The organism is Streptomyces sp. NPDC001985 (assembly GCF_040296845.1).
Classification (GTDB): Bacteria; Actinomycetota; Actinomycetes; order Streptomycetales; family Streptomycetaceae; genus Streptomyces.
This window is the reverse complement of sequence record NZ_JBEOYB010000052.1, coordinates 12,178-29,505: the sequence shown is the minus strand read 5'-3', so window position 1 is coordinate 29,505 and position 17,328 is coordinate 12,178. Positions and strand designations below refer to the sequence as shown.

The 17,328-nt window shown below is 72.6% G+C and carries 18 protein-coding genes and 1 pseudogene; 7 read left to right on the top strand and 12 right to left on the bottom strand.

Annotation, left to right across the window (positions count from 1 at the left end; translation table 11 throughout):
- Positions 1-3 precede the first annotated feature (3 nt).
- The gene (locus ABT122_RS22885) at positions 4-588 is read left to right on the top strand and encodes a 2'-5' RNA ligase family protein (protein ID WP_351555227.1); all 585 of its coding nucleotides are present in this window, start codon (positions 4-6) and stop codon (positions 586-588) included.
- A gap of 5 nt (positions 589-593) precedes the next feature.
- Here ABT122_RS22885 and dprE2 read toward each other — a convergent pair whose 3' ends face one another.
- The 3 genes from dprE2 to ABT122_RS22870 form a co-directional block, all read right to left on the bottom strand.
- A complete protein-coding gene (gene dprE2, locus ABT122_RS22880) occupies positions 594-1,349 on the bottom strand; it encodes a decaprenylphospho-beta-D-erythro-pentofuranosid-2-ulose 2-reductase (protein WP_351555224.1) in 756 nt (251 codons plus the stop codon).
- Between the two features lie 40 nt (positions 1,350-1,389).
- On the bottom strand, positions 1,390-2,799 hold the full coding sequence (dprE1, locus tag ABT122_RS22875; protein WP_351555221.1) for a decaprenylphosphoryl-beta-D-ribose oxidase: 1,410 nt from the start codon (positions 2,797-2,799) through the stop codon (positions 1,390-1,392).
- Between the two features lie 82 nt (positions 2,800-2,881).
- Positions 2,882-3,352, bottom strand: coding sequence for a hypothetical protein (locus ABT122_RS22870; RefSeq protein WP_351555300.1), 471 nt, complete (start codon positions 3,350-3,352; stop codon positions 2,882-2,884).
- A 256-nt stretch (positions 3,353-3,608) separates the two neighbouring features.
- Here ABT122_RS22870 and ABT122_RS33650 point away from each other — a divergent pair.
- The 3 genes and pseudogenes from ABT122_RS33650 to ABT122_RS22855 all read left to right on the top strand — a co-directional run.
- Positions 3,609-3,902 (top strand): annotated as a pseudogene (locus ABT122_RS33650) (phosphatase PAP2 family protein); the annotation flags it as partial.
- Between the two features lie 626 nt (positions 3,903-4,528).
- Complete coding sequence (locus ABT122_RS22860; RefSeq protein ID WP_351555218.1) at positions 4,529-5,491, top strand: decaprenyl-phosphate phosphoribosyltransferase; 963 nt, start codon at positions 4,529-4,531, stop codon at positions 5,489-5,491.
- A gap of 74 nt (positions 5,492-5,565) precedes the next feature.
- A complete protein-coding gene (locus ABT122_RS22855) occupies positions 5,566-6,504 on the top strand; it encodes a YihY/virulence factor BrkB family protein (protein WP_351555215.1) in 939 nt (312 codons plus the stop codon).
- A gap of 118 nt (positions 6,505-6,622) precedes the next feature.
- Here the strand turns inward: ABT122_RS22855 and ABT122_RS22850 are convergent, their stop codons facing one another.
- Complete coding sequence (locus ABT122_RS22850) at positions 6,623-7,930, bottom strand: D-alanyl-D-alanine carboxypeptidase family protein (RefSeq protein WP_502976187.1); 1,308 nt, start codon at positions 7,928-7,930, stop codon at positions 6,623-6,625.
- Between the two features lie 31 nt (positions 7,931-7,961).
- Here ABT122_RS22850 and ABT122_RS22845 point away from each other — a divergent pair, with 31 nt between their 5' ends.
- Positions 7,962-8,294, top strand: coding sequence for an SCO4848 family membrane protein (locus ABT122_RS22845; RefSeq protein WP_502976190.1), 333 nt, complete (start codon positions 7,962-7,964; stop codon positions 8,292-8,294).
- 14 nt (positions 8,295-8,308) lie between these two features.
- Entirely contained in the window at positions 8,309-9,874 is a 1,566-nt protein-coding gene (locus tag ABT122_RS22840) for a metallophosphoesterase (protein ID WP_351555285.1), read from the top strand.
- A 75-nt stretch (positions 9,875-9,949) separates the two neighbouring features.
- Here ABT122_RS22840 and ABT122_RS22835 read toward each other — a convergent pair whose 3' ends face one another.
- Genes ABT122_RS22835 through ABT122_RS22825 form a run of 3 tightly spaced genes read right to left on the bottom strand, consistent with a single transcriptional unit; the run spans position 9,950 to position 11,716 of the window.
- On the bottom strand, positions 9,950-10,759 hold the full coding sequence (locus tag ABT122_RS22835) for a TetR/AcrR family transcriptional regulator (RefSeq protein WP_351555209.1): 810 nt from the start codon (positions 10,757-10,759) through the stop codon (positions 9,950-9,952).
- An 11-nt stretch (positions 10,760-10,770) separates the two neighbouring features.
- Positions 10,771-11,295 carry a thiol-disulfide oxidoreductase DCC family protein gene (locus ABT122_RS22830; RefSeq protein ID WP_351555206.1) on the bottom strand — a complete coding sequence of 175 codons (525 nt, stop codon included), beginning with the start codon at positions 11,293-11,295 and terminating at the stop codon, positions 10,771-10,773.
- Between the two features lie 4 nt (positions 11,296-11,299).
- Entirely contained in the window at positions 11,300-11,716 is a 417-nt protein-coding gene (locus ABT122_RS22825; RefSeq protein WP_351555203.1) for a hypothetical protein, read from the bottom strand.
- Positions 11,717-11,850: 134 nt separating this feature from the next.
- Between ABT122_RS22825 and ABT122_RS22820 the strand changes: the two genes are divergently transcribed.
- The gene (locus tag ABT122_RS22820) at positions 11,851-13,146 is read left to right on the top strand and encodes an alpha/beta fold hydrolase (protein WP_351555201.1); all 1,296 of its coding nucleotides are present in this window, start codon (positions 11,851-11,853) and stop codon (positions 13,144-13,146) included.
- 20 nt (positions 13,147-13,166) lie between these two features.
- Here ABT122_RS22820 and ABT122_RS22815 read toward each other — a convergent pair whose 3' ends face one another.
- The 5 genes from ABT122_RS22815 to sdhC all read right to left on the bottom strand — a co-directional run bounded on the left by ABT122_RS22815 (position 13,167) and on the right by sdhC (position 17,257).
- Positions 13,167-13,688: a hypothetical protein gene (locus tag ABT122_RS22815; protein ID WP_351555198.1), complete on the bottom strand. Its 522-nt coding sequence runs from the start codon at positions 13,686-13,688 to the stop codon at positions 13,167-13,169.
- Between the two features lie 171 nt (positions 13,689-13,859).
- The gene (locus ABT122_RS22810) at positions 13,860-14,618 is read right to left on the bottom strand and encodes a succinate dehydrogenase iron-sulfur subunit (protein WP_351555195.1); all 759 of its coding nucleotides are present in this window, start codon (positions 14,616-14,618) and stop codon (positions 13,860-13,862) included.
- Positions 14,618-16,372, bottom strand: coding sequence for a succinate dehydrogenase flavoprotein subunit (sdhA, locus tag ABT122_RS22805; protein WP_351555192.1), 1,755 nt, complete (start codon positions 16,370-16,372; stop codon positions 14,618-14,620). The genes ABT122_RS22810 and sdhA overlap by 1 nt, the downstream gene beginning before the upstream one ends.
- A gap of 19 nt (positions 16,373-16,391) precedes the next feature.
- Entirely contained in the window at positions 16,392-16,868 is a 477-nt protein-coding gene (locus tag ABT122_RS22800; RefSeq protein WP_351555189.1) for a succinate dehydrogenase hydrophobic membrane anchor subunit, read from the bottom strand.
- A gap of 8 nt (positions 16,869-16,876) precedes the next feature.
- Positions 16,877-17,257 carry a succinate dehydrogenase, cytochrome b556 subunit gene (gene sdhC / locus ABT122_RS22795; protein WP_351555186.1) on the bottom strand — a complete coding sequence of 127 codons (381 nt, stop codon included), beginning with the start codon at positions 17,255-17,257 and terminating at the stop codon, positions 16,877-16,879.
- Between the last annotated feature and the right edge of the window lie 71 nt (positions 17,258-17,328).

Here is a 17,328-nt window from a genome sequence, read left to right as displayed (position 1 = left end):
GACGTGGGGACCGTAACGCTCGGCGTTTCGATCGCGGTCCCGGAGCCCTACGGCAGCCTGCTCCAGGAGCGGCGCGCGAGCTTCGGAGATCCGGCCGCGCACGGCATTCCCACCCATGTCACCCTGCTGCCGCCGACCGAGGCCGATCCCGCGCTGCTGCCCGCCGTCGAGGCGCATCTCGCGGAGGTCGCCCGCGCGGTCCAGCCGTTCCCGATGCGGCTGAGCGGGACCGGGACCTTCCGGCCCGTGTCACCGGTGGTCTTCGTCCAGATCGTGGAGGGCGCCGCCGCCTGCTCCTGGCTCCAGAAGCGGGTCCGGGACGCCTCCGGGCCGCTGGTGCGCGAGCTCCAGTTCTCGTACCACCCGCATGTCACCGTCGCCCACGGCATCGCCGAGGAGGCCATGGACCGCGCCTACGCGGAGCTGGCCGACTTCGAGGCGGCCTGGACCTGCGCCTCCTTCGCGCTGTACGAGCAGGGCGCGGACAGCGTCTGGCGCAAGCTCAACTCCTACCCCTTCGGGGGCGCGGCGGGGTCCGTGCCCGCGCAGGGCTCCCCGGTGGACGAACCCGCGCCCCGCACCTCGTAGCACCGCTACACCGGCAGCCGGCGGAAGAGCGGGCGCGGCACATGCCGCAGCGCCGACATCACCACCCGCAGCACCCCCGGCACCCAGACCGTCTCCGAACGGCGCCGCAGCCCCCGTTCCACGGCGGCGGCGACCTCGTCGGGGGTGGTGGCGAGCGGCGCGTCGGGCAGATGCGAGGTCATCGCGGTGCGGACGAAACCGGGGCGCACGACCATCACATGGACCCCCGTCCCGTACAGCGCGTCCCCCAGCCCCTGGGTGAACGCGTCCAGTCCGGCCTTGCTGGAGCCGTAGATGAAGTTGGTCCGGCGGGCCCGCTCCCCGGCGACGGACGAGAGCACCACCAGGGAGCCGTGCCCCTGGTTCTGGAGGGCGGCGGCACAGACAAGACCGGAGGAGACGGCCCCGGTGTAGTTGGTCTGCGCCACCCGGACGGCCGCCGGCGGGTCGCCCTCGTCGCTCGCCTGATCGCCCAGCACCCCGAAGGCGAGCAGCACCATGTCGGTGTCGCCCTCGGCGAAGACCTTGCCCAGGACCTCCTCGTGGGAGTCCGGGTCCAGCGCGTCGAAGGCGACGGTGCGGACCTCGGCGCCGAGGCCGCGCAGCCCGTCGGCGGCCGAGTCGAGCGCGGGCGACGGCCGCCCGGCCAGCCGGACGGTGCGGCAGCGCCGGGCGATCAGCCGGCGGGCGACGGCGAGCCCGATCTCCGATGTGCCGCCGAGGACGAGCAGGGACTGCGGGGTGCCGAAGGCGTCCTTCATGACTGCTCCAGAGGTGCGTGTACGTCGGTGGGGCGCGGGTTCAGAGCCCGAGCCGGCGGGAGAGGTCCGAGGCGAAGACCCCGCGCGGGTCCAGCCGGGACCGCAGGGCGCGGAACTCCGGGAGCCGGGGGTACATCCCGGCGAGCAGCTCCGGGCGCAGCCGGGAGTCCTTGGCGAGATAGACCCGGCCGCCCGCCGCCGCGACCTCCTCGTCCAGCTCGTCGAGGAACTCCCCGAGGCCGTCGAGCCCGGCGGGGATGTCCAGCGCCAGCGTCCAGCCGGGCACCGGGAAGGAGAGCCACCCGGGGTCGGCCTCGCCGAACCGCTTGAGGACGGCGAGGAAGGAGGGGCAGCCGCGCCGGGCGATCCGCCGGACGATCCGGCGCAGCGTCTCCTCCCGACCGTGGCCGACCACGAACTGGTACTGGACGAACCCCTCCCGGCCGTAGATCCGGTTCCAGTGCGGCACGGCGTCCAGGGGGTGGAAGAAGGCGGTCAGCGGCTGGAGCCTGCCGGTGCGCGAGCGGGGGGCCCTGCGATACCAGAACTCGTTGAACAGGGCGACCGTGGTGCGGGTGAGCAGCCCTGCCGGTACGAGGTCGGGGGGTGCGGGCAGCCGCCCCGGGCGGAAGGCGAGCGGTGCGCGCCGGGCGCGCTCCGGCAGCGCGTCCAGCGGCGCGTGCTCGCCCCGGGTCAGGACCGCCCGGCCCAGCGCCCGGCCGCGCGCCAGCAGATCGATCCAGGCGACCGAGTAGCGGTAGCGGTGGTCGGTGGCGGCGAGCCTGGCCATCAGGTCGTCGAGGTCCGTGGCCCGTTCGGTGTCGACGGACATCAGCGAGGTCTCCACCCGGTGCAGCCGGAGGGTCGCCGAGAGGATCACCCCGGTCAGGCCCATGCCGCCGGTGGTGGCGTCGAAGAGGTCGGTGCCGGGGGTCACGGTGCGGATCGCGCCGTCGGCGGTGAGCAGTTCGAGCGAGCCGACATGGCGGGAGAAGGCGCCGCTGACGTGGTGGTTCTTGCCGTGGATGTCCGCGCCGACCGCGCCGCCGACGGTGACCTGCCGGGTGCCGGGGGTCACCGGGACGAACCAGCCGAGCGGCAGCAGGACCTCCATCAGCCGGTGGAGGCTGACGCCGGCGTCGCAGACGACCGTGCCCGCCTCGGTGTCGACGGCGTGGACGCGGCGCAGACCGGTCATGTCGAGGACCGTGCCGCCCGCGTTCTGCGCCGCGTCCCCGTACGCCCGGCCGAGCCCCCGGGCGATGCCGCCGCGCGCGCCCCACTCCCGTACCGCCGTGGCGGCCTCGTCGGGGGAGCGGGGGCGGAGCACGGAGGCGGTGGTGGGGGAGGTGCGGCCCCAGCCGCTGACGGAGACAAAGGGGTCAGGGGGGTGGGCGAGGTCGGCCGCTGCTGGCTCCGCGACGGCGGACCGGGGGGTCTCGGCAGGCATGGGGAAGACCGTATAGCCGGTTATGCCCACATTTTTGGAGTACTGGATGGACTCGCCGAAATGGGTGATTAAACGAGTGTCATCAAAGAATGGCCGGAGTTGTCGGGTGGGCGCCCAGAAGAGTCGACCGGAGGAGTCGTCCGGGGCCGACCGGGGCCGGGTGGAGCCCCCGGGGCCGGGTGGAGAGCCGGAGCACCGGGCCCGGGCTCATGAGGAAGAAGGGGTGGCGCATGGGATACGCCGACTGCGCGGCGGCCGACAGGGCGGTGCTCGTGGTGCTGCGCGACTGCGGCAGCCGCCCGGGGATCGCCCCGGCGGCCCGGGCGCTCTCCTTCGCGGGGGAGCACGCCGCCCTCTGGCTCGCCGGGGGCCTGACCGCCGCCGCGGCGGACGCCGCCCGCCGCCCGGCCTGGCTCCGCGCCACCGCCCTGGTGGCCGGGGCCCATCTGGCGAGCCTCGGGGTGAAGTACACCGTCCGCCGCAGGAGACCGGGGCCGCTCTCCCCGGCCGCCGCCGTCCCCGCCGTCCCCGGCGGCCCGGCTCCCCGGCTCACCGGCGCCGGACCGGCCGCCGCCGGCCGGCCCGCCCCCGATCCGTCCCCGGCTCCGGCCGCTCGGCGGGTTCCGGCCGGGGCCGGGGGCGGGCCGTCCGGCGGGGTCCCGGGAGGGGGCGATCCGGGGGAGCCGCTTCCGTACGGGACATCCGGCCGCACCCGGGCACCCGGCGGGAGCGGAACGGGGCCGGGTCCGGCCGGGGACGGCGGCGGCCGGGGGGAGCGGCCCCGGCCGCCGGGCGGCCACGCGGCCGGCCGCCCGGGCCCGGCTCCCGGTGCCCTCCCGGGGCCCGTGGGACGGGAACTCCGCCGGCCCCTGGTGGGGACGGCCGGGCCGTACGCGTTTCCCAGTTCGCACGCGACATCCGCCGCCGCGGCGGTGGTCGCCTTCGGGGCGCTCTTCCCGGCGGGGGAGAGGGTGGTGGTGCCGCTGGCGGCGGCCATGTGCGTGTCGCGGCTCGTGGCCGGGGTGCACTACCCGTCCGATGTCGTGGCGGGCGCCGCGCTCGGCGGAGCCGTCGCACGGCTCGGGGCCCGGTGGGTGAAGGGAGCGCTCCGCCCCGGGAGCGGGGGCGGGGGCGGGGGCGCCGGCGGGGTCCCGGGTGCCTGGAGCACCGTGCGTCCCGGAAGCGCCCGGGGTTGGGGTTGGTCGGGCTCCCGGGGCTTCTCCGCCGCGTCGGGCGTTCTGGGCTCGTCGGGTGTCCTGGGTGTCCTGGGCTCGGCGGCCTCGGCGGGTTCGTCGGGCTTCCCTGGTTCCTCGGGCTCGTCGGGTGTCCGGGGCTTCCGGGGCTCCTCGGGTCTTCCTGGCCTCCTGGGCTTCCCGGGTTTCCCTGGCTCCTCAGGCTTTCCTGGCCTCCGCCGCTTCCCAGGCTTCCCACGTTCCTCAGGCCTCCCGGGCTCGTTGGGTGTCCGGGGTGTCCGGGGTGTCCGGGGTGTCTGGGGCGTCCGGGGCTCGTCGGGCTCCTCGGGTTTCCCTGGAGTCCGGCGCTTCCTGAGCCTCCCTGACTCCTCAGGCTTCCCGGGCTTCCGGGTTTCCCGGGTTTCCCCGGGCTCGGCGGGCTCCTCGGGCTTCCCAGGTTCCTCAGGCCTCCCGAGCTCGTCCGGCTTCCCTGGTCTCCGGCGCCTCCCCGGTCTCCCGGGCTCCCTCCGTTCATGGATCTCCGGGAAGGGAGCCCCGTGACCGAGCCCGGCACCGTGCTGCTGGAGCGGCCCGAGCGGCCCGGGCGGCGCGCACGCAGGCCCGTCCCGACCCGTGCCCGGAGCCTCCCCCGCGGTCTGCTCAGCACCGCCCGGCCCCGCCAGTGGGTCAAGAACACCCTCGTCGCCGCCGCCCCCGCCGCCGCCGGGGAGCTGGACTCCCTCCACAACGCGGGCCGCCTCGCGATCGTCTTCCTGCTCTTCACGGCCGCCGCGGCGGCCGTCTACCTCGTCAACGACGCCCGCGACGCCGAGGCCGACCGCGCCCACCCGGTGAAGTGCCGCCGCCCCGTCGCCGCCGGCGAGGTTCCCGTCCCCGTCGCCCACGCCGCCGCCGCCCTGCTCGCCGCGGTCGCCGTCGGCGGGGCCGCCACCCTGTGCGGCGCCATGACCGGCGCCCTGCTCACCGCGTACCTCTCCATGCAGCTCGCCTACTGCATCTGGCTCAAACACGTCCTCGTGGTCGACATGGCCGTCGTCACCACCGGCTTTCTGCTCCGCGCGATGATCGGCGGTGTCGCGCTCGGCATCCCGCTCTCCCGCTGGTTCCTCATCACCACCGGCTTCGGCGCGCTCTTCATGGTCGCCGCGAAGCGCTACTCCGAGGCCGTCCAGATGGCGGGCGGCAAGGGCGCGACCCGGGCCCTGCTCACCGAGTACACCACCGGCTATCTGCGCTTCGTCTGGCAGCTCGCCGCCGGGGTCGCCGTCCTCGCCTACTGCCTCTGGGCCCTGGAGAGCGGTGGCGCCGACGACCGGTCCCTGCTGCCCTGGCGGCAGCTCTCGATGATCGCCTTCATCCTGGCCGTGCTGCGGTACGCCGTCTTCGCGGACCGCGGCACCGCGGGCGCCCCCGAGGACGTGGTGCTGCGCGACCGGGCGCTGGCCGTCATCGGCCTGGTGTGGGCGGCGATGTACGCACTCGCCGTCGCCGGTCTCTGAGCGGCCCCGGTGACCTGTGGCCGCCGCGGAACCCGGGTGGCACAAACCGGGCCCGGCAGGGTAGGCGTACCGGCATGGACTGGTTGACAAGGCTCCCGCTCATCGGCCCCTGGCTCGCCCGGCTGATGCGCACCCACGCCTGGCGCTCGTACGAAACGCTGGAGCGGGTGCACTGGGCCCGGCTCGCCGCCGCCATCACCTTCCTGAGCTTTCTCGCCCTCTTCCCGCTGATCACCGTGGCGGCGGCGGCCGGCGCCGCCCTGCTGAGCGATGACGCGCTGCACCGGCTGGAGAGCCGGATCAGCGACCAGGTCCCGGGGATCTCCGACCAGCTCGACATCGGCTCGCTGGTCGCCAACGCCGGTACGGTCGGACTGGTCGCGGGCGCCCTGCTGCTCCTCACCGGCATCGGCTGGGTCGGCTCGATACGGGAGTGCCTGCGGGCGGTGTGGGGCCTCGACGGTGTGGACGAGGGAAATCCGCTGGTCCGCAAGGCCAAGGACGCGGGGGTGCTGCTCGGCCTCGGCGCCACCGCGCTCGCCTCGCTGGCCGCGTCGGCGCTCGGCTCATCGGCGGTCGGCTGGGGCGCCGACCGGCTCGGGATCGACCGGGGCGGTGCCGAGGGGGTGCTGCTGTCGGCGGCGGCCATCGCCATCGCCGTCGTCGCCGACTTTCTGCTCCTGCTCTATCTGCTGACCCTGCTCCCCGGGGTGCATCCGCCGCGCCGCCGTCTGGTGGTCGCCGGACTGATCGGCGCGATCGGGTTCGAGCTGTTGAAGCTGCTGCTCAGCGGCTATATGCAGGGGGTCGCGTCCAAGAGCATGTACGGGGCCTTCGGTGTGCCGGTGGCCCTGCTGCTGTGGATGAACTTCACGGCGAAGCTGCTGCTGTTCTGTGCCGCGTGGACGGCCACCGGCAAGGCGCCGGTGTCCGGCGAGGAGGAGGCGGGGGCCGCTCCCGGGGGCGGGAGCACCCCCGTGGAGGGCGCTCCCGCCCCCACCGGGGCGGCGTGAGCGGTGCCGGGCACCACCGGACCGGTGCGGCCGGTGCGGCCGGTGCGGCCGGTGCGGCCGGTGTCCGCGGTGCTCGCAGTGCTCGCAGTGCTCGCGTTGCTCGCGGTGTTCCCGGTGCTCAGCCGCGCCGGGAGGGCCAGCGCCGGTTGACCACGAAGACCGCCGCCGCCAGCGCGATCAGCGCCCCGCCGGCGATGGCGAGCGCTGTCCCCACACCGCTGGAGGACTCCTCGCCGGAGGCGGTGGCGACCGTCCGCGCCGGTGCGTCGCCGTCGTCCTTCGCCGGTCCCGCCTTGCCGGTGTCCTCGCTGGGCGCGGCGCTGGTGGCGGTGGTGGGCGCCGACCTCGGCGCGACCAGCTCGCCCACCGGGACGACCTTCCCCGTGGCGGCGAAGCCCCAGTCCAGCAGGTCGGCCGCCTCCTGGTAGACGGCGTTGCCCCCGCCGGAGTCCGGGTTCATGACGGTCACCAGCAGCACCTTCCCGTTCCGCTCGGCGACCCCGGTGAAGGTCGCGCCCGCGTGGGTGGTGTTGCCGTTCTTGATGCCCGCGATGCCCTTGTAGGGGGCGATGCCGTAGTCGCCGGTGAGCAGCCGGTTGGTGTTCTGGATCTCGAAGGTCTCCCGCTTGCCGCCGTCCGTCCCGCCGGGGAAGTCGGCGCTGACGGTGGAGGCGTACTCGCGGAAGTCCTTCTTCTGCATCCCGCTGCGGGCGATGAGGGTGAGGTCGTACGCGGACGAGACCTGGCCGGCCGCGTCGTAGCCGTCCGGCGAGACGACCTGGGTGTCGAGGGCCTGGAGCTCCTCGGCGTGGGCCTGCATGTCCTCGACGGTCCTGTCGATGCCGCCGTTCATCGCGGAGAGCACATGGACCGCGTCGTTGCCGGAACGCAGAAAGACCCCGAGCCACAGATCGTGGACCGAGTAGCTCAGATCCTCCTTCACCCCGACCAGGCTGCTCCCGGGGCCGACGTTCTCCAGCTCCTCCGATGACACCTTGTGGGTGGTGGCCTTGGGCAGCTTCGGCAGCAGGGTGTCCGCGAAGAGCATCTTCATCGTGGAGGCCGGGGGGAGCCGCCAGTGGGCGTTGTGCGCGGCCAGCACATCGCCGTTCTCGGCGTCGGCGACGATCCAGGAGCGCCCGCTCAGATCCTTGGGCAGCACGGGTGCCCCCGCGCCGAGACTGACCTGGGTGCCCGCCTTGCCGAGCAGGGAGCCGCCGACGGTGGACATGGCCGCGGGGGGATTCGGGTGCCCCGGCTTCTTCGGCTTGTCCGGCCGCTTCCGCTTCTCACTGCTGCCCGCCTTCCCCTTCGGCTTGTCGTCGTGGGTGTCCGCCGAGGCGGGCACGGCGAGGAGGAGGGGGAGGAGCGAGGCGGCGGTGACCGTCAGCAGCGATCGCTTCACGGTCTTCTTCAGGGCGGGCACGGACGTGAAAGTACAGGGAAAAAGAGAAAATATGCTTGTCGGGTCGGTGACTCGCCGGGGAGGCCGCCGGGACAGCCCACCCCGGAAGCCCCGGTCCGGGGCCGCCCCGGATACTGGGTCCATGAAGCTCAGCCGCCCCGTGTCCTGGTTCCTGCTCGCCTTCGGGGTGTGGAGCTGGTTCATCTGGGTCACTTTCGTCAAAAACCTGTGGCAGGACGGCAGCGGGCTCGCGTTCGACGACGCCGGCGACCCGACGGCGTACTTCTGGGTCCACCTGCTGCTCGCCCTTACGTCCCTGCTGCTGGGGACGGTCATCGGAGTCATCGGGTTGCGCGGGGTCCGCGCCTTGCGGCGCGAAGGATAGGGGAGCTTCCTGTGATGGTCGTCGTCCTGCTGGTCATGGTCGCCGTGATCGCCGTCCTCGCGGGGGCGCACTGGTATGTGTGGCGGAGACTCGTCCATGACACGACGCGCGGCGGAGGGGCGGCGCGCCGGGCGGGCACGGTGGCGATTCTCATCCTGCCGGTGCTCTCCATCGGGGCCCTGGTGTCGGGGCGGGCGGGTTTCCCGTTCCGGGTACAGCAGATTCTCGCCTGGCCGGGCTTTCTGTGGCTGGTGGTACTGCTCTATCTGGTGCTGTGGCTGGGGGTGGGGGAGGTGGTACGGGCGCTCTGGCTGCGCCGCGACCGCCGCCGCCCGGCAGCCCCGGCCGCTTCCGGCGACGGGGCCCGCCGCCCCCCGGCGCGACCCGCCGACTCCGTATCGACCCCCGGGTCCTCCGCCGGACCGGAGTCCGGGCCGGCGTCGCCTTCCGGGCCTGAGACCTCCGCCGGACCCGCGTCCGCGCCGGCGTCGCCTTCCGGACCCGCGCCCTCCTCCGGGTTTTCCGGACCCGCGCCCGCGCCCGTGTCCGCGTCGGCTTCCGGGCCCGCGTCCGAATCCGCGCCCGGGCCCGTCCTGGCCGGGACCACCGACCCGACCGCACCCGCACCCACTTCCACTCCCACTCCCACCCCCGCCAATTCCCTCCCCACCTGCCTCGACACCCCCTCCGCCGGCGGCTCGGCCGAGGTCAAGGCCGAGGCGTCCCCCGGGGCGCCCGATGCCGGGCGCGCCCTCTCCCGGCGGCTGTTCGTCTCCCGGGCGGTGGGCGCGGGAGCCGCGGCGGCGGCGCTGGCCACGGTCGGCCACGGTACGCACAGCGTGCTGCGCGGCCCCCGGATCAAACGGGTCACCGTCCCGCTGGCCAAGCTCCCGCGCTCGGCCCACGGCCTCCGGATCGCCGTCGTCAGCGATATCCATCTGGGGCCCATCCTCGGCCGCGGCCACACCCGGCGGATCGTCGACACCATCAACTCCGCCCAGCCCGATCTCGTCGCGATCGTCGGCGACATGGTCGACGGCACCGTCGCCGACCTCGGGACCGCCGCCGAACCCCTGCGCGGGCTCCGGGCGCGGCACGGCTCCTTCTTCGTCACCGGGAACCACGAGTACTACTCCGGCGCGGACGAGTGGGTCGACCATGTGCGGGAGCTGGGGCTCCGACCGCTGGAGAACGAGCGCGTGGAGATCGCCGGCGGCTTCGACCTCGCCGGAGTGAACGACATCGAGGGCGAGAACACCGGCCAGGGACCCGACTTCGTCCGGGCGCTCGGCGACCGGGACCGCTCCCGGGCCTCGGTGCTCCTCGCCCATCAGCCCGTGGTCATCCACGACGCCGTCGACCACGGGGTGGATCTCCAGCTCTCCGGCCACACCCACGGCGGCCAGCTCTGGCCCGGCAACCACCTCGCCGCCCTGGCCAACCCCACCGTCGCCGGCCTGGAGCGGTACGGCGACACCCAGCTCTACGTCAGCCGGGGCGCGGGTGCCTGGGGCCCGCCCGTGCGGGTTGGTGCCTCGTCGGACATCACCATCGTCCAGCTCGCCTCCCGCCAGGCCTGACGGCCCGACCCGGGAATCCGGGACCTCCCGGCCGCCCGACGGCGGCCCGGCGCCCCTCCCGGTGCCCCCGGGGGATCACTCCGCCTCCGGCTTCGTCTCCCGCTCCCCGGCCCCGGCGGTCTTCCTCCGGGCCCTGACCCCGGCGCGCGCGCCGGTCCGGCCCCCGGCACCGGTGGTCCGCCGCGACGCGACCGACTCCGCCATCCCGGGCAGCAGATCCGTCAGCAGCTCGTGCACATCGTGGACCAGGGGCCGCAGCACCCGGAACCGGGCGAGGACTATCCCCCGGGCGGTGAGCCGGGCGCCCTGCGCCGCGAGCTTCCGGCTGCGCTCACGGCCCTCCGAGCGGTCGAAGACCCAGTAGAGGACCAGACCCATCTGGGAGAGCCACATCAGCTCCGGCAGGGCGCCGGCCAGTTCGGCGGGCACCTTGGTCCGCGTCCCCGCCAGGACCTGCCGGTGGACCGCGATGGCCTCCTCGCGGGCGGGCTCCGACTCCTGCGAGAAGGGGCTGAGCGGACTCTCGGGATCGGCCGCGTTCTTGAAGAACTGCGCCGCGAACTCGTGGTACGGCTCGGCGATGTCGAGCCAGGCGAGCATCACCCCGGCGAGCCGCGCCTCCAGCGCGGTCTCCGCCTCCAGCACGGGCCGGACCGCCGCCCGGTGCTCGGCGGCGATCCGGTCGTAGAAGCCCTGGATGAGGTGTTCCTTGGAGGAGAAGTAGTAGTACGCGTTCCCCACCGAGACACCGGCCTCCTTGGCGATGGCCCGCATCGTGGTCTTGTCGTAACCGTGCTCCTGGAACAGCCGCAGGGCCGTTTCGAGGATGAGCGTGCGGGTCTGCTCGCTCTTCGGGGCGTTCTTGGGGGCCGGCGCGTCTGTCACGGTGTCCGAGCCTAACGGGGGATCGCGCACCGGTCGTCGCAGGGAGCGGCGGCCCCGCTCCCGGCCCCCGCCACATCGCCCGGCCCGGCGCGGACGCCGGCTCCGGCCCCGGCGTCCACCGGGCCCGGTCCGGAACCGGACAGCTCGCGGTACTTCGCCGCGGCGAGCATGGTGACCCGGACGAAGGGCGCTCCGGCGGGGGTGGCCAGCCAGTGGGCCTTGGGCCGGTGCTCGGCGAGCGCCCACAGACACACCACCCAGGCGGCGGCCCCGCTGTAGACCTGGCCCCGGTCGCCGATGACGGTGATCTCCCGCAGTGTCCGGCTGTGGTCGAGTCCGGGGTAGCGCCGCCGGGCCTGCTCGGACCCGGCGGCCACCAGCGTCAGCGGCACCAGTTGGCGCTGGCGCCCGAGCCAGTGCCGCAGATGGACACAGAGCGAGCAGCCGGCGTCGTAGAGGACGGTCAGCCGGCGGACCGGGAGACGTCCGTGGGGGCCGTGCGCGCCGGGGGCGCCGTGGATCTGCCGCGCGGTCATGGCGTCACGCTCCGGCCGGGCCGCCGGCGGGCGCGGTCCACCCCTGCGCCGGTACGGGAGGCACCATCTCGCGCTCCATCACACCGCGCCGGCGGATCTTGTTGAGGACGTAGACGTTGCACAGGTGCATCACGCCGAGCACCAGCAGGACGACACCGAGCTTCACCGAGAGCGCGTCGAAGAGTCCCCGGGTGTCCTCGACGGTCTTGGAGACCCGGAGATAGAGAGCGACGAACCCGAGGTTCACCAGATAGAAGCCGACGACCAGGAGATGGTTCACGGCGTCGGCGAGCCGCTCGTTCCCGTGCATCACATCGGCGAGGAAGATCCTGCCGTTGCGGCTGAGAGTGCGGGCCACCCAGACCGTCAGGGCCACGCTGATCAGCAGATAGACGATGTACCCGACCACATTGAGGTCCATGCCCCACGCTCCTTGAACGCGTTCAAAAAGGCTGTCGACGATGACAGTAGACCTCTTTTTGAACATGTTCAAGACGGGAGGCGGGGGCGGAAATCCGGAGGCGGCGGAGGACGGGACGACCTACCCTCGGCCCGGTGACGCTTACTCATGACCTGGCAGGCTCGGGCCCCGTGGCCGTACTGCTGCACTCCACCGTCTGCGACCGCAGGATGTGGGACCCCCAGCTCCCCGCCCTGACCGAGGCCGGACTGCGCGTGGTGCGCCCCGACTTCCGGGGGTACGGCGAGACGCCCGCGGCGACCGCCCCGTACACCGACGCCGGCGATGTGCTCGCGCTGCTGAACACCCTCGGCATCGAGCGCGCCGCGCTGGTCGGCTCCTCCTACGGCGGCCGGGTCGCCCTGGAGATCGCGGCCCGCGAACCGGACCGGGTGACCGCGCTCGCCCTGCTCTGCCCGGGCCTCCCCGACCAGGGCGAGAGCCCCCGACTCGCCGCGTTCGACGAGGCGGAGACCGCGCTCTTCGAGGCCGGCGACCTGGAGCGGGCCGCCGCGCTCAACGCGGAGACCTGGCTCGGCCCGGAGGCCGGCGAGGCGACCCGGGAGGCGGTACGGCGCATGCAACTGCACGCCTTCCGGGTGCAGTCGGCGGCGGCCGAGGAGTACGGCGGGGACACCGACTTCGACGTATCGGCGCTCACGGCGGTCCGCGCGCCCGCCCTGGTCCTCTCCGGCGCCCACGACCTGCCGGACTTCCGCGCCACGGCGGCCCGGCTGCCCCGGCTACTGCCGCGCGCCCGCCACCGCGAGCTGCCCTGGGCGGGGCATCTGCCCGGCCTGGAGCGCCCGGCGGAGATCAACGGGGCGCTGACGGAGTTCCTCACCGAACACGCCCGCCCCTGTATGAGCGCCCGGGACGTCCATCTGCTGCTCGACCTCTTCGCCGGCGCGGGCGTCCGGGTGTGGGTCGACGGCGGCTGGGGGGTGGACGCGCTCCTCGGCGAGCAGACCCGTCCCCACCAGGATCTCGACATCGCCGTCGACCGGCTGGACTTCGCCCGGCTCCGCGCGGCGCTGACGGACGCGGGCTTCACCCACGTACTCCACGACGGCCCCTTCAACGAGGTCCTCGCCGACCCCGGGGGCCGCCATGTCGACATCCACCAGGTGGACTTCGCCACCACCCGCCGCGACGGGGCGGGCACCGAGATCCACGGCCCCCTCGGGCTGGCGTACCCCGTGGGCTCGCTCACCGCGACCGGCACCGTCCTCGGCCGCACGGTCGACTGCATGTCGGCCGCTTCCCAGATCGCGAGCCACACGGGGTACGCCATCGACGAGGACGACCTGCGCGATGTCCTCGCCCTCCACCGCCGCTTCGGGCTCCCGTTGCTGCCCGCGCACGAGGAGTTCCTCTCCCGCGCGGGGTGAACGGGCCCGGGGCGGTGCCGCTACATGCTGCTGATCGACCGGGCGTAGCCGATCTGGCCCATGATCTGCTGGAAGACATAGGGGTTGTGGGCCGGAATCATCGTGGCGTGGTGCCGCCCGTCGTTGGTGACGGTGACCTGGACGAAGCCCGTGGTCGACTTCTCCTTGATCAGCAGGAAGAGCAGGCCGAGACCGCACGCGCCGAAGAAGAGGACCGCCAGCACGATGGCGTACACCGGGATCTTCTCCTCCGTCCTGGAGAGATCCGTCGCGTTCCAGACCGCGCCCCGCAGCGCGAGGGACCCGGCCGGTGTGATGATCGAGTCACCCACCACCGTGATGTCCCCGATCGCCACCAGCGGCGCCCCGCCCATTCCCATGGGCACGGTCGCCCCGACGGCCGGCACCGGCGCGTACCCCGGATGCTGCGGCGGATGGACGTACCCCGGCGGTGTCTCCTGCGGATACCCGTAGGCCGGCTGGTCCGGCCCCCACTGGTACTCCGGCTCCCCGTCGGACCGGTACGGATTCGGTTCGGTCATCGTCGTGTTCCCCGCTTCCACCACGTTCACATCGAATGTCCCACCGATCCTGCCAGGTCCGCCCCGGCCCGGTGAACCCCGTACGCCATCCCGCGGCGAAAGGCGCCCGCCGAACGCGCCAGGGCCCCGCTCCCATCCCGGAGCGGGGCCCTGGCGCGCGTGCGGACGCCGTCAGAAGCGGCGGGTGATCAGGGCCCGCTTGACCTCCTGGATGGCCTTGGTGACCTCGATGCCGCGCGGGCACGCGTCCGTGCAGTTGAACGTCGTGCGGCAGCGCCACACACCGTCCTTGTCGTTCAGGATCTCCAGCCGCTGCTCGCCGGCCTCGTCGCGCGAGTCGAAGATGAAGCGGTGGGCGTTGACGATCGCCGCCGGGCCGAAGTACTGGCCGTCGTTCCAGAACACGGGGCACGAGGTGGTGCACGCCGCGCACAGGATGCACTTGGTGGTGTCGTCGAAGCGCTCGCGGTCCTCGGCGGACTGGAGGCGCTCGCGGGTCGGCTCGTTCCCCTTGGTGACCAGGAACGGCATCACGTCGCGGTAGGCCTGGAAGAACGGCTCCATGTCCACGACCAGGTCCTTCAGGACCGTGAGGCCCTTGATGGGCTCGACCGTGATGGGCTTCTCCGGGTTGATGTCCTTGATCAGGGTCTTGCAGGCGAGCCTGTTCTTCCCGTTGATCCGCATCGCGTCGGAGCCGCAGATGCCGTGGGCGCACGAGCGGCGGAAGGTCAGGGTGCCGTCGACATCCCACTTGATCTTGTGGAGGCCGTCGAGGACCCGCTCCTTCGGGTCGATCTCGATCGGGAAGTCCTCCCAGACCGCGTGCTCCGACAGCTCCGGGTTGAAGCGCCGGATGCGGAAGGTGACCGTGATGTACGGGGAGGCGGCGGAGTCCGCCTCGGCCTTGTCCAGTACGGGGGTAGCCATCAGTACTTACGCTCCATCGGCTGGTAGCGGGTCTGGACAACCGGCTTGTAGTCGAGACGGATGGTCTCGGTGCCGTCGTCGCCGACCTCGCGGTACGCCATGGTGTGGCGCATGAAGTTGACGTCGTCGCGGTTCGGGTAGTCCTCGCGGTAGTGGCCGCCGCGGGACTCCTTGCGGGCCAGGGCCGACACGGCCATGACCTCGGCCAGGTCGAGCAGGTTGCCCAGCTCGACGGCCTCCAGCAGATCCGTGTTGAACCGCTTGCCCTTGTCCTGGATCGACACGTTCAGATAGCGGGCGCGCAGCTCGCCGATCTTCTCGACCGCGGTCTTGATCGTCTGCTCGGTGCGGAACACCATGACATTGGCGTCCATGGTCTCCTGGAGCTCACGGCGGATCTCCGCGACCCGCTCGTTGCCCGTGGAGTTCCGCAGCCGCTCGACCTGCGCCACGACCAGCGACGCCGGGTCCTCCGGGAGGTCGACGTAGTCGGCCGTCGCGGAGTACTCGGCGGCGGCGATGCCGGAGCGCTTGCCGAAGACATTGATGTCCAGCAGCGAGTTGGTGCCCAGCCGGTTGGCGCCGTGCACGGAGACACAGGCGACCTCGCCGGCGGCGTACAGACCCGGGACGACCGTGGTGTTGTCGAGGAGGACCTCGCCCTCGACATTGGTCGGGATGCCGCCCATGGCGTAGTGCGCGGTGGGCTGGATCGGGATCGGGTCCGTGTAGGGCTCGATGCCGAGGTAGGTGCGCGCGAACTCGGTGATGTCCGGGAGCTTCGCGTCCAGCTGCTCCGGCGGCAGGTGGGTGAGGTCCAGGAAGACATGGTCGCCCTCGGGGCCGCAGCCCCGGCCCTCGCGGATCTCCGTGTAGATGGAGCGGGAGACGACGTCGCGGGAGGCGAGGTCCTTCATGACGGGCGCGTACTTCTCCATGAAGCGCTCACCGTCCTTGTTGCGCAGGATGCCGCCCTCACCGCGGGCGCCCTCCGTGAGGAGGATGCCCATGCGCCAGATGCCCGTCGGGTGGAACTGGAAGAACTCCATGTCCTCCAGCGGCAGCCCGCGCCGGTAGCAGGCCGCCTGGCCGTCGCCGGTGAGGGTGTGCGCGTTGGAGGTCACCTTGAAGAACTTGCCGGTGCCGCCGGAGGCGTAGATCACGGCCTTCGCCTGGAAGACATGGATCTCGCCGGTGGCCAGCTCGTAGGCGACCACACCGGCCGACTTCTTGACCCCGTCGACCTCGGTGATCAGCTGGTCCAGGACGTAGAACTCGTTGAAGAACTCCACGCCCTCCTTGACGCAGTTCTGGTACAGCGTCTGGAGGATCATGTGACCGGTGCGGTCGGCGGCGTAGCAGGAGCGGCGGACCGGGGCCTCGCCGTGGTTGCGGGAGTGCCCGCCGAACCGGCGCTGGTCGATGGTGCCGTCCGGTGTCCGGTTGAACGGCAGGCCCATCTTCTCCAGGTCGAGGACCGCGTCGATGGCCTCCTTCGCCAGGATCTCGGCGGCGTCCTGGTCGACCAGGTAGTCACCGCCCTTGACCGTGTCGAAGGTGTGCCACTCCCAGTTGTCCTCCTCCACATTGGCGAGCGCGGCGGCCATGCCGCCCTGCGCCGCGCCCGTGTGGGAGCGGGTGGGGTAGAGCTTCGTCAGTACCGCGGTACGGCTGCGCTTGGTGGCCTCGATGGCCGCGCGCATGCCCGCGCCGCCGGCGCCGACGATGACGGTGTCGTACTTGTGGATCTTCATTGGTTCGTCAGCCCCGGCTTTAGCGGATGTTCGGGTCGAAGGTGAAGATCACCAGCGTGCCCAGCAGGATGGTGAACACCGTGGCGGTGTACAGCAGGCCCTTGAGCCACAGGCGCGTGTTCGGGCGCTCGGCGTAGTCGTTGATGACGGTACGCAGCCCGTTCGCGCCGTGCAGCATGGCGAGCCAGAGCATCAGCAGATCCCAGACCTGCCAGAACGGGGACGCCCAACGGCCCGCGACGAACGCGAAGCCGATCTTGGAGACGCCGCCGTCCAGCACCAGCTGGATCAGCAGATGGCCGATGACCAGGACGACCAGCACCACGCCGGAGAGGCGCATGAAGAGCCAGGCGGCCATCTCGAAGTTGCCGCGGGTGGCGCGCGGGGTCTTCCCGGTGCGCTTGCGCGGGGCCTCGATGAGGGGCGCCGGGTTGTCCACGTCGTAGAGCTTCTCGCCCTCGACGGGACCGATCGCGGAAGAGGTGTCAGCAGACATGTCCGGCGTCAGCTCCCGAAGACTTCGCGTGCGGCGTGGCCGAGGACGGGGTAGAGCGCGCCCGCCATCAGTACGACCCAGATGCCCACCACGGTCCAGAGCATCTGCTTCTGGTAGCGGGGGCCCTTGGACCAGAAGTCCACGGCGATGACGCGCAGGCCGTTGAGCGCGTGGAACAGGACTGCGGCGACGAGGCCGTACTCCAGCAGCGCGACGAGCGGTGTCTTGTAGACGGCTACGACCTTGTCGTAGTCCTCGGGGGAGACACGGACGAGTGCGGTGTCCAGGACATGGACGAACAGGAAGAAGAAGATGAGGACGCCGGTGACTCGATGAGCCACCCAGGACCACATTCCTTCCCGGCCGCGGTACAGCGTTCCAGCCGGCACGGAAGACCCTCCGGGAGCGGGGATTAGGGCCTGCCGGCTTGGGTTGTCGGTCTGACCCGGCCGGGTACGGT